Below are 12157 nucleotides of genomic sequence, written 5' to 3'. Positions count from 1 at the left end.
TCACCATAAAAGCTTCACTTTCTCAGGCTGTGTTTTCATCGAGGACGTGTAGATACCACGCCCCGATGGCGCCAGTCCAAGTTGACCCGGCTATCCTCGCCCATTTCTGCGGCCACGCAACCGAGCAAGGTAAAGTGCTCGCACCTCGATTAATCGACGAAAAAATCTACCAGAACACGCCAACATACGACATGCACGATCACGAAGGGGACGAGATCGTTGAGATCCCGCTGCCGGATCTTGCCCAGCAAGGAGATAAGGTTTACTGCACCGTTGTGATTGAGCAATGCAGTGGGAAACCGGCTTTCTACACTGTGGCGTACGACTACGCGTTAACGGCTGATGATATAGCTTCCGGTGAACGCCTAACTTTTCCCATCGCCCGTGGCTGGCACGGCAAAAACCACGCTACGAGTCGATCACTTGCCAAGCAGCCTGGATCACGAATGGTTTGCCGGCCCAACCGCCGGCTGAAGTTGGAAATCCTGATGAAGAGACTGGTTGAAAGGTATGTCCATGCCACTGGTCGTGCCGTGCCTGATCATTCATCAGAACTGTCAACTTTGACAGTAGGCAAGGCTCACGTTCCCAGCGTTAGATAACGGAGTTTCTGACCTAAAGGCCAGGCCCACCGACCGTATCCAACGTTGGAAAGGAGTCTTATCGTGGCTAAAAAAACCGTGCGCGCTTCAACCGCCCCTTCACATGCCTCTATCCCAGCGCAGGTTCCCTCGGCAAAGCCAAAGGCGGAGTTGCCTTACCCGATCATAGAATTCGCTGCCAATAACAGTGTGCTGTATCCCATGGACGTGCTGGAGGGCACCCGCGCGACGTTGACTCTGCCGGCGGGGGCCACCCATGTCATGTTCTATATGGCTATCGAAGGCCAGGAGGAGCCAACATTCGAGCCGGTGTCTGTCGAGGATGGGGTGGATGTCGTCGAGATCCCCGCCCAGTTAATCAGTTACTGCATCGGGCACACGGTCTTGATGCGGTACACGGCCACCGTTGGCGGGCAGCTCCGTGAGTCCTTGACGCTGGAGCTGCAGGTTCAGCACATCCTTGAGGATGACCTGCTTGATTCAAGGCCCGTGTTCAAGAATTCGACCAACGAGTGGAACACGTGGTGGCTGAGGATGCACAATTTCAGCGGCGATGAAATTGTCGAGATCAAAGCCTGGCCAATGATCTATCCGGGGCAGCGATTGTTTGTCACCGTTGCCGGTAATCAGCACATCGCGCCCTATCGTTTCATCTGGGTGGCCTTGGGGCATGTGGTGCAACCCGGTGAGGCACACGCGGATCACATCTTCAGGTTTCGCCTGTCGCGAGGATGGTTGTCCAGGCTTGGGGACTACTCGGCAATCACCGCCCACTTGGGCGTTATCTGGGACACAACCGTACCTGTGTTTCCGGAACCGGGCGACCCCATGCATGAGAACCCGCTACCCGTCAACGCGCAAGACTTTCACCTACGCACTACGTCGTTGCTGGAGGTCGACCCGACCCAGGAACTTTCTGCCCCGCACTTACGCGAATCGGTGGAGTTGCCACCGGGTCACTGGCAGGTCAACCCGGCCAATACCGTCAACGGTGGGCACGCCATCGTCGCCTATGACGGCATGGCTCAAGACGATCATGTCTGCGCTTATGCATCTGGGCCGAATGGCGTGCGAGTGCCCCTCGGTTGCCAGGACGTCGTGGCGGGCCAAGCAAGTCTGTCGTTTGATGTCGCTCCCGACCTCTTCGCGGCGCTGTTCAACCAAACCCTGACGCTGGACTACAGCCTTCAGTTCAACCACTACGCACCCCAGCGTTCGCCGGAGCGGGTAGTCAAGGTGTTAGGTCCTCAACTCACCACACCGGACATTGAAGAGGTAACGTCCGGGGTACTGGATCTCAACACATTCCACGGCGATGCAACCGCTTTGGTGCCGATCTGGGATTATGCGAAGGAGGGGGCTTGTTGCTGGATGTGGATCACCGGGGTGCTTGAGGATGGCAGTGCCCATGGGTTCGATGTTCTGGTCAGTGAACCCCTGACGACCGCTTGGCTGGCCGATGGTGTGGTTACCGCGATCGCACGGGACAAGTTGCGCGAACTGGCCGACTGCAGCGTCATGGTCTTGCATTTTGCCGCCAGCTTCGATGGTTTGTGTGAGCGTGAAACGGCGTTGGAATTTCCAAGCAGGCGGTTCCACTTGGTTCAAGAAAACGTGGAGCTCACTGCGCCGGCCGTACTTGAAGCGGTCGGCTCGCAGCTGACGATCTGGAATGGTCGATTCGGCGTGACAGTCCGAGTCGCATATGAGCGGATAAATCCCAATGACACCATCACTGGCTATTGGGTCAAACCAAACGGCGCCCGTCTACCACTGGGGCCTGAGCCAGGTAATAGCGAATCAGGTTATGTTGATTTTTCCATTCCCCGCGAAGCCGTGATTCGAGGCGCGGGGCAAACGATCCAGGTCAGTTACACCGTTGCAAGTGCTTGTAAGGTGCGTGAATCCAAGGTGCTGAAGTTAACGATCAGCCAGCCTGTGCGCTTGCCGACACCTGTCGTACCGCAGGCAACACCACCGGCTACCCAGGGCGGGCTTCTGGATTTGGCGAGCTTTGCGGGAGATGCCTCGATCACTGTGGAAAAATGGTGGTTCGCGTTAGTGGGGCAGCGGGTCTGGCTGAAATGTACGGGGGTAAAAAAGGACGACAGCGCTTATACCTTCTATGTTTCCAACGGCTCGATCCTCACGCAGGATGATGTGAATGAAGGGCTGGTCCGAAAGTTGGACCGAGCGCACCTTGAACTTTTGAAACACGACTCTCCTCTTGTCGTCACTTGTACTGCGACGACAGATGAAAGCCAGCACGAGCGAGATGGGATTGTTTTTCCAGTGCTGAACTTGGTTGTGCGCAGAATTCTGATCTGTGAAATAGAGCGATTTGAAGACTTGGCGCGGGGGACGTACAGCGCAGGGGGCCGCATCCAGACGCCGTTGATGACGATAACCTTTGAATCTGGGGCGGGTTTGGCGGGTATTGTCCGATATGGCAATAATCAGTTCTATTCGGGCAATCATTTTGTCATGTGTCAAAACGTCGGGTATCAAGTCCCACCGCAATTGCACCGCATTGAATTTAGTCGAGCATTGGAGTCGGTCCGGTTCAGTTGGTCCTGGAAGCAACGCCCGGCACACGTCACGTTCTACGACGAAGATGGTCAGGTGATTACCTCGGCCAATTATCCTGACGACTGGCAAGGCGGGTTCTGGGTGGAACACACTACGACGCCTGGTACTGCGATCAAGTCAATGCTCATTCATGTGGAAGATTACTCGTTTATTGACAACTTCAGCATGTGCTACAGGACTTGATTGGATGCTCGTGTGCGGGCTGCGTGCGTACGCTGTGTCAAAAAATGTAGTGCTTATTCCATGTTGAGGCAGTTCGTGACGGTTCATCTGCGGTGAGGCGAGTTGATGAACCGTTCGTCTGAGACCTCGGCGTTACGCTATAAACCTGTCAATTTTGACAGTTGTCGACGTTATGGATGAAGCGCTCACTAGGGGGGAGCTTTAATCCCGAAAGGTTCGGGACGTACCCCCTAGAACGGAGCTTTTGTCATGACTAAAGAAAATAAGGCACCTGCATCCTCCTCAATCGTCGTTCCTGCAAAACCCACCAAAGCGTCCAAGCCCAAAGCCGTGGAGGTCGATGCCCCATCAATTTCCAGTGAAGTGGATGGCACCGTTGTACCCTCCGACATGCCCGGTACCTATCTGACGGTAGACGCACGCATGGACAGTTCGCCGATCACCGTCATGCTCAGTGCCAAGGAGGCGCCTGAGCTGAAGCTCGAAAACATCGTGGATTCCAGCGGCAATTCAGGCGCCCGCATGATTAAGATCCCGTTGGATTACATGACGAAGACCATGGGCTTCACGCTGCTGGTCTCATATAAGGGCAAATCACAAGGTCAGGTAGCCGCTTCGCTGGTCAAGGAGGTGGGAATATCGTTTTACCCTGCCAGTGAAAGTGAAGACCTTGCCCCGCGTTTGCTTCACGAAGAAAACGTTAATAACACACCGACCTATGACATGAAGGACCACACCGGCAACGAGACGGTGCTGGTGCCGGTGCATCCTCTGGCCAAAGCCGGAGACAAGGTTTATTGCACCGCGGTAACCGAACAGGACGCCATCCCCCATGTGTTTTACACGGTGATTTACGACCATGTGCTCACGGCCGAGGAGGCGGTTGCGGGCTATGTCTTGCGTCCGCAGATTGCTCGCGGATGGCTGGCGCGCCGCAAGCGCTGGCGGACGATCACCCTGCAGTCGGCGTGGATCACCAGCGGTTTGCCGGCCGAACAGCCAGCGGATGTCCCCCCTCACCTTGAAACACGGCTGCCGAGAAACGCGCTCGAAGTTCAACGTCGTCGCACGGCGGCTTTGATCGTGGACCCAGGACTGGAGCTGGAGCCTCCACACCTGCGCCAGTCGGTGGCGTTCGAGGACCAATGGTGGCTCAACCCGAGACTCACTGAGGCGGGCGGGGACGTAGACACCCCTCAGTTGGATACCTATGCCGGCGACCGCGTGTGTTTTTCTCTCAGCGGGTCCGGTTATGAGCCCGAGCCGCTGGGCTGCGTGACCATCGCGAATGATGGAGCTCCGGCGTCCGTCAAACTGTCGTCCTGTGCAATCGCGTGCTTCTTCGACACCTCGATGAAGTTGAGCTACACGGTGCAGTTTCCCAATGGGGATGAGCCGCAGCAATCGCCCTCCCGGCTCGTGAATGTTTCGGTGCCTGAGTTTCTCCACCCGGGAATTGAAGAGGCCACGAACGATGATTTGGACCTGAGTACCTTTACAGGCGCCGCCACCGCGACAGTGCCCGTCTGGGCCTATGCCGAGTGCTCGAACGCTTGCTGGATGTGGATCACTGGAGAACACGAAGGCGGTGATGCTTACCGGTTCGATATTTTGAAGGCGGCACCGGTTACGGACGATTGGAAGGCCGAGGGTGTCGAAGCCACTATTCCAAGACGGCAGCTACAATTGCTGGCCGATTGCAGTCGTTTCGAGCTGCACTTTGCGGTGAGTTTTTGTGATGTCAGCGACATTGCACAGGCCTATGAGTTTCCGGTTCAGACTTACAAGATCGAGCAGGAACCGCTGGCGCTGGTTGCCCCCGCAGTGTCCGAAGCGGTGGGTTCCAACCTGATTGCCTGGAATGGGCGTAATGGCGTGCATGTCGAAGTGAATTACGTCGGTATCGGGCCCCAGCACAGCATCAGTGTCTGCTGGAAAAAGCCAAATGGCACGTGCTGGGTACTGCCTTCCAAACCAGGAAGCACGGGTGAAGCTGTCAGCTTTGCCTTGCCGGCGGAAGCGGTGATCGAAAGCATGGGCAAAACAGTGTCGATCACCTACACCGTCAACACGGCATGCAAGGTACAGACGTCAACGCCGTTGAACTTGACGATCAGCTTGCCGACACGCCTGGAAACGCCGAACGTGCTGGAAGCTACGCCACCCAGGACTCAAAATGCCATTTTGGATCTGCGTACGTTTGCGGGAAATGCCAACTCGCTGGAAGACCCGATGTGGTTCTTGCGGGCGGGGCAGAAGTGTTGGTTGCGGGCGACGGGGACTGCTAAGAGTGGCCATCCGCACTCTTTCGACGTGTACGCGGCCAGAACTATCATCGAGGGAGAAGTCGCCGTGGGGGTAGCGAACCTTGTCTTACGCTCTGAGTTAGAAGTACTGATGGACAGTACCAACTTGACTTTGACTTTCAGTGTGGCAACGGATGGCAGCTTGACAGCCAACGTGGTGTGCCCAGAGCGTGTATTGAGTGTGCGCACAGTCACGAAGATCATTGAAGATTTTGCGACGTTGCCTTACGGTCAGCACCCTGCTGGGACTATTGTGCAAGCGCCGACGATGTCTATTACGGCTCAGTCAGGTTACGTCGGTATTCATGCTGCGAACCCGGCCGTTCCAGGAATGACTGAAGGGAATGCCATAGCGCTGAATTGTGCTGCGCCTACTGAGCAACAAAGGCCCATCCAGACGGTAGATCTGTTTCTCAAGCAAGAATATATGCGTGTCAGATTCTCCTTTACACGCAACGCGTATTACGGCGCTTGCTATTTTTATGATGCCGCAGGACAGCAACTCGGGGTTCGTTCTAATTTACCTCTCAATAGCTGGGTTGATTTCACTGCTCCTGACGGTCGTCAAATAGCGAAGATCAGTGTGGTTAACCAGCAGCACTCTTATTTGGATAGTTTTGAATTGTATCGATAATGGAGTGAGCGACAGCACTTGTTCAAGTGCTCTGACATACGTCAGAGCACTCTTTTTTTTAAAAAGTGCCCTGGTTTTTTGGCGGATGGCAGAACCCTGGTGGGCCCGGTGCTTATTCCAAGTCAGAGCTGGCAAACCCTTAAAGGTACGTTTTCCGCCACTGCCACGACCATGATGTTAGCTCTCTACAATCATGTGGCTACAGGAATAGGTAATGATTACGCGGTTGATAACATCCGCGTAAGGGAGCTGTAACCGGCTGTTCCATTACGCCCGGAGTGCCCGCTTATTGCGGGCATTTCTCTATATTGGCAGGCGTTACTTCGGCCCAAGTATCTTCACCAACTTATCCGGCGACGGCGCACCTTGCTGTTGCTGCAACCCGCCTTTGTCATCCAGATAGAAAATCGCCGGCGTCGCCGACAACTCCAGTTCATCCATCAACTTCATATTGGCATCGAGCTTGGCTTCGATATCCGCCGGGATCTTGGCCAGCGCCTGCAACTTGCTGCCTTTGCCGGCGGCTTCGTGTTCTTCCAGGGCTTTTTGCGGGTCCTTGGCGGCCAGCAGCGCAGCGGATTTGCCGGGGCTGTCTTCGCGGATGATGCCGACCATGATGTGGCGCAGTTGCACCTTGCCGGCCTTGACCCAAGGTCGCGCCTGTTCCCAGAACATGTTGCAGTAAGGGCAGTTGGGGTCGCTGAACAGGTAGACGATGCGCGGTGCCTTAACGTCGCCGTCCTGGATCCAGCTGCTGTGTTCCATCTTGGCCCAGACTTCCTTGGCCATCGGCGCATACACCAGTTTTTCCAGGGGCGCGTTGCTCAAGTCGTTGCCCTGGGCGTCGTAGAGGCTGCCGGCGATTACGTGTTTGCCATCGGCGGTGAGATACAGCGCCATGCCACGGTTCTGGTATTGCGCGGCGTAGCCGGTGAGGCCGCTGGGGGCGTCGAATTTGCCGATGATCTTGGCGCCCTTGGCTTCGATCTGCTTGATCGGCGCCGGCCAGTCTTCGGCTTGGGCCAGGGAGGCCGCCAGCGTCAGCGGCAGCAGGGTCAGCAGGTGGCGGAGGCGGGGCATGTCGGTTTCCTTGTGGCGGTGGGGACGGTGTCGAAGGGTTCCATGGCACGGGCCAGGCTGGCCTGGGACAACTCGCCCAAATGGCTGTTGATCAAGCGTCCGTCAGGTGTGTAGAACAGCGTGGTCGGCAGGGCCATGGAGCCCACGGCCTGGCCGAGGCGGCCACTGGCGTCGAACAAGACGTTGTCCAGGGTCAGGCCCTGGGTGGCGAGGAAGGTACTGACGCTTTGCATGCTTTCGGCCTGGTTGACGAACAGGAAGGTCACGTCGGGGCGCATGCGTTGGGCGCTTTCCAGCACCGGCATTTCGCGCCGGCACGGCGGGCACCAGGTGGCCCACAGATTGATCACCAGCGGCCCGCCCTGGTAGTCGACCAGTTGCACCACGTCGCCATTGGCATTGCGCAAGGTGATGTCCGGCAGGCGCGTGCCTTTTTCATACACGCTCAATGAGAGGCTGGTCATGCCCCAAAACAGCAGGCCGGTGATGACGCCGGCGCTCAGCGGCTTGCGCAGCGCCGGGCGGCGCCAGCCGTAGAGCAGGGCGCCGAGGATCAGTGCGACCACGCCCGGCCAAGCCAGGAAACCGCCGTCGCGCAGGTCGACCATTTGCACTGGGTCGTTGCGGTAGTAGCTCCAGTACATCAGCACGAAACTGATGCGCGCGGTGAGCATGCCTAGTAGAAACAGGCTGAACAGCACCGACTCCGGGTTTTCACCGCCACGCTTGGCCACGCGCCAACCCACCAGGGTGGCGAGAATCAGCGCGCCGATCAGCAGGATGTGATTCAGGGCGATGGCGAATGTGCCGATGGTCAGGGTCAGCATCAGAGGGCGTCCCGGGCTTGGGTCCAGCGTTGCAGGAAGGTCATCGCGTCGACTTCACCGGTAATGCGATGGGTGCGGCGTTCCTGGCCGTCCGGGCCGATCCACACGAAACTCGGCGGCCCCGGCACCTGGTAGCGGCCTAGCAGTTCGCGGCTGGCCGGGTTGTCGGCGGTGACGTCCAGGCGCAACAGGCGCACATCTTTGAGGGCGGCGAGGACTTCGGGGCGGCCGAACACCTGTTTCTCCATGATCTTGCACGACACGCACCAGTCGGCGTAGTAATCCACCAGCACCCATTGGCCCTGGGCCTTGGCACTGTCGAGTTGGCTTTGCAGCGCGGCTGGGTCGTTGAGGGTCAGGAAGGCGTCGTGGGCCGTCGGCGCGGCGGCGCTACCCGAGCCGTTGTACACCTTCAACGGCTGCCACGGTTCGTCGCTGCCACCGGCGGCGCCCACCAGCATCAGCGCGCCCCACAGGCCCAGCACCACGGAACCGGCGCCGAACAGCATGGCCACCCGCCCGAAATCCTGGGCCAGGCGCCAGCCGCAATAGGCCATGGCCATCGCCAGCGCGCCCCACAGGGCGAGCCACAGGCTTTCATCCACCACAGGGCGAATCATCAGCACGGCAGTGCCCAGGAACAGGAAGCCGAATACCCCCTTGAGTACGTTCATCCAGGTGCCCGGCTTGGGCAGGAAGCGATTGCCCACGGTCACCAATAGCAACAGCGGGACGCCGATACCGATGCCCATGGCGAACAGGATCAACCCACCGTGCAGCGCATTGCCGCTCTGGGCGATGTACAACAGCGCGCCGGCCAGGGGCGCGGTCATGCACGGCCCCACCAGCAGGCCGGACAATGCGCCGAGCACGCCCGCGCCGACCAGGCTACCGCCGCTCTGGTTGCGGCTGACGTTATCCAAACGATCCCGCAGGGCCACTGGCAGTTGCAGCTCGAAGAAGCCGAACATCGGCAGGGCCAGGATCACGAACAATGCCGCGAAACTGCCGAGGATCCAGGGGGTTTGCAGCAGCGCCGCGAGGTTGGCGCCGAGCAGGGCGGCCAGCACGCCCAGCGCGGCATACACCAGCGCCATGCACACCACATAGCTGCCGGCCAGGGCAAAGCCGCGACGCGGACTGGCGCCGCTGCCGACCACCAGGCCGGCGAGAATCGGCAGCATCGGCAACGAGCAGGGCGCGAACGCCAGCAGCAGGCCCAGGCCAAAGAACACCAGCAGGCTCCAACCCAGGCTGCGTTGTTGCAGACCGCTGGCCAGGCTTTGATCCTGCGCCTGCGCAGTGGCGGCTACCGCCGGGTTGCCGCCCAGGTCCACGGTGATCGATTGCGGCGGGTAGCACAGGCCGGCGTCGGCGCAGCCCTGCCAACCCAGTTTGACCTGGCCGGTGGTGCCCGCCGGCAGTTTGACTTCCAGGCCCTGGCGATACACCTGCTGCTCGCCGAAGAATTCATCGCTATGGGCTTCGCCCTGGGGCAGCACGGGCTTTTCGGCAAGGCCGTCGAACTTCATGCGTTGCTGGTACAGGTAGTAGCCGTCGGCAATCTGCCAATACAACTGGGTCTCGCCACTTTCAAGGCGCTCGGAAGTAAAGGTGAAGGCCTTGCCCACCGGGAGGAACTCGGGTTTGGTGTCGAAGGGGTTACCCGGCGCGGCCTGGGCGAACCCGGCGAACATCACCAGTAGAAAGGTCAACAGAAGCCGCATGGTCAAGCCTTAGTTCGATACAAGTGAGGCACACAATGTGTGGCGTTGATTAACCGATGATTAACCGGGCGCTATTCTAAAGTGTAGGGAATATCTGAGGGTGCATCTTTTCACGGCATAATCCGCGCTTAATCGGTTGGTTTTTTAATCTCCCCCATCTTTGACGAAGGGTTCTCCATGCACGTATTGGTCTGCGAAGACGACGAACTGATCGCCAGCGGCATCGTGGCCGGCCTCACCGCCCAAGGCTTTACGGTCGAGCGCGTGGCCACGGCCGCGGCCGCGCGCGCGATGCTCAAGGCCGCGACCTTCGACATCATGGTGCTCGACCTCGGCCTGCCCGACGAAGACGGCCTTAAGCTATTGCAGCAACAGCGCAGCCAGGGCCTGGAGATTCCGGTGCTGATCCTCACCGCGCGGGATTCGGTGACCAACCGCGTCGACGGCCTGCAGGCCGGGGCCGACGACTACCTGCTCAAGCCCTTCGACCTGCGCGAATTGGCCGCGCGTCTGCAAACCCTGCTGCGGCGGGTGGCCGGGCGCAGCGTCAACCTGATCGAACACGGCCGCCTGACCTACGACCCCAGCAGCCGCGAAACCTTTCTGGGCGGTCAGCCGGTGGACCTGTCGCGCCGGGAACAGGCGTTGCTGCAAGCGTTGCTGCACAACAAGGGGCGTGTGCTGTCCAGCGAGCAGCTCAAGGACAGCGTCTACGGCTTCAATGACGAACTGGAAAGCAACGCCCTCAACGTGCATATCCACCACCTGCGGCGCAAATTGGGCAACGGCATCGTCGAGACCGTGCGCGGCCTGGGCTACCGCCTGGGGCCGGCGGACGGGGGAGAGGACGCGTCGTGAAAAGCCTGCGCCTGCGCCTGACCTTCAAGTTGGGCGCTGCGTTCGTATTGATCTGGGCCCTGGCGGCGGCCTGGATGCTCAATGACCTGCGCAACCAGATGATGTTCTCCCTCGACCAGCGCCTGGTGGCGTCGGCGCGCATGGTGGCCGGGTTGACCGAGCAGATGCCGGGCCTGGCCAGCGTCAGCGGCGGTGCGCATTTCAGTGCCGAACAACTCAATGTGCCGGGCGGCATGGCCTGCCAGGTCAGCTCCCTGCGTGGGGAAATTCTCGCGCGCAGCCACACCACCCCGGATGAAGGGCTGGAGTCGCGCAAAAGCGGCTTTCGCGATCAGGTTATCGACGGCGTGGGTTGGCGCAGCTTTACCTTGTCCCGTGGCGACCTGCTGATCACCACCGCTGACCGTCAGGTGGAGCGCGAGGCGTTGAACCTGTCGATCCTGCTGGCGGCGTCGGTGCCGGTGGGCGTGGCGATGCTGGGCTGCCTATGCCTGCTGTGGCTGGGCATCGGCCAGAGCCTGCTGCCGCTTAACCGCATGCGCGATGCGCTGATGCGGCGCAGCGCCGATTCCCTCGAACCGCTGCAGATCCACCCGCTGCCCAGCGAACTCAAGCCGCTGCTCGACACCCAGAACCAACTGTTGCAGCGCATCGCCAAGACCATCGAGCGCGAACGCCGCCTCACCGGCGATGCGGCCCATGAACTGCGCAGCCCGCTGACGGCGATCAAGACCCACCTGCAAGTGGCGCGCATGACCGACGGCGCCGCGCGCGACCAGTCCCTGGCCCATGCCGAGGAGGGTGCCGACCGCCTGCACCGCACCCTGGAACAATTGCTGTTGCTGGCGCGGGTGGAAGGTAGCCTGTCGTTTGACGATGGTTTGCAGTCCAGCGCCGAAGAAGTCGCGCGCTTGGCAATCCAGGACGCCAGCGCCGGCGACAACGGGCGCATCGACCTGATCCTCTCGGACAACCTCTGCGGCGCCCCGGTGGACATGCCGGTGGGCCTGGCCGTGGCCGCGCTGCGCAACTTGCTGGACAACGCCCTGCGCCACACCCCAGCCCACACCCGCGTGGAACTGAGCCTGTTCAACGACGCCGACAAGGTAGTGTTCCGCGTGCGTGACCATGGCGAGCAGATCTCCAGCGAAGACCTGCAATACCTTACCCAGCGTTTCTGGCGCAACGGCAGCAGCGAAGGCTGCGGCCTGGGCCTGGCGATTGTGCAGGCGATCGTGCAGCGCTGTGGTTGCTCACTGAACTTCGACAGCCAGCCCGATGGCCTGCGGGTCGAGCTGGGTATGCCGCTGCGACGCTGATCCCTTTTCTTTCCGGTGCCAAATAGTTACCG

Annotated in this window: 8 protein-coding genes; 5 read left to right on the top strand and 3 right to left on the bottom strand. The window is 59.7% G+C overall.

Going from position 1 to position 12157, the window contains the following annotated elements; all coding sequences use genetic code 11:
- The first annotated feature begins 65 nt into the window (after positions 1–65).
- The 3 genes from HRH33_RS19015 (at position 66) to HRH33_RS19005 (ending at position 6314) form a co-directional block, all read left to right on the top strand.
- Entirely contained in the window at positions 66–602 is a 537-nt protein-coding gene (locus HRH33_RS19015; protein ID WP_167416928.1) for a hypothetical protein, read from the top strand.
- 63 nt (positions 603–665) lie between these two features.
- A complete protein-coding gene (locus HRH33_RS19010) occupies positions 666–3374 on the top strand; it encodes a hypothetical protein (RefSeq protein ID WP_243269797.1) in 2709 nt (902 codons plus the stop codon).
- Positions 3375–3623: 249 nt separating this feature from the next.
- On the top strand, positions 3624–6314 hold the full coding sequence (locus HRH33_RS19005; protein WP_167416929.1) for a hypothetical protein: 2691 nt from the start codon (positions 3624–3626) through the stop codon (positions 6312–6314).
- A 318-nt stretch (positions 6315–6632) separates the two neighbouring features.
- Here HRH33_RS19005 and dsbG read toward each other — a convergent pair whose 3' ends face one another.
- Genes dsbG through dsbD form a run of 3 tightly spaced genes read right to left on the bottom strand, consistent with a single transcriptional unit; the run spans position 6633 to position 9948 of the window.
- Positions 6633–7394, bottom strand: coding sequence for a thiol:disulfide interchange protein DsbG (gene dsbG / locus HRH33_RS19000; RefSeq protein WP_034138809.1), 762 nt, complete (start codon positions 7392–7394; stop codon positions 6633–6635).
- Positions 7370–8221 carry a TlpA disulfide reductase family protein gene (locus HRH33_RS18995; protein ID WP_123478924.1) on the bottom strand — a complete coding sequence of 284 codons (852 nt, stop codon included), beginning with the start codon at positions 8219–8221 and terminating at the stop codon, positions 7370–7372. The genes dsbG and HRH33_RS18995 overlap by 25 nt, the downstream gene beginning before the upstream one ends.
- A complete protein-coding gene (dsbD, locus tag HRH33_RS18990) occupies positions 8221–9948 on the bottom strand; it encodes a protein-disulfide reductase DsbD (RefSeq protein WP_167416930.1) in 1728 nt (575 codons plus the stop codon). The genes HRH33_RS18995 and dsbD overlap by 1 nt, the downstream gene beginning before the upstream one ends.
- A gap of 177 nt (positions 9949–10125) precedes the next feature.
- On the opposite strand from dsbD, the gene HRH33_RS18985 reads away from it, so the two are divergent.
- The gene (locus HRH33_RS18985) at positions 10126–10806 is read left to right on the top strand and encodes a response regulator (protein ID WP_034138806.1); all 681 of its coding nucleotides are present in this window, start codon (positions 10126–10128) and stop codon (positions 10804–10806) included.
- Positions 10803–12125 carry an ATP-binding protein gene (locus tag HRH33_RS18980; protein ID WP_034114698.1) on the top strand — a complete coding sequence of 441 codons (1323 nt, stop codon included), beginning with the start codon at positions 10803–10805 and terminating at the stop codon, positions 12123–12125. The genes HRH33_RS18985 and HRH33_RS18980 overlap by 4 nt, the downstream gene beginning before the upstream one ends.
- The last annotated feature ends 32 nt before the right edge of the window (positions 12126–12157 follow it).

Source organism: Pseudomonas rhodesiae, assembly GCF_013285305.1.
GTDB classification, from domain to species: Bacteria; Pseudomonadota; Gammaproteobacteria; order Pseudomonadales; family Pseudomonadaceae; genus Aquipseudomonas; species Aquipseudomonas rhodesiae.
This window is presented reverse-complemented; position numbering and strand designations above follow the sequence as displayed.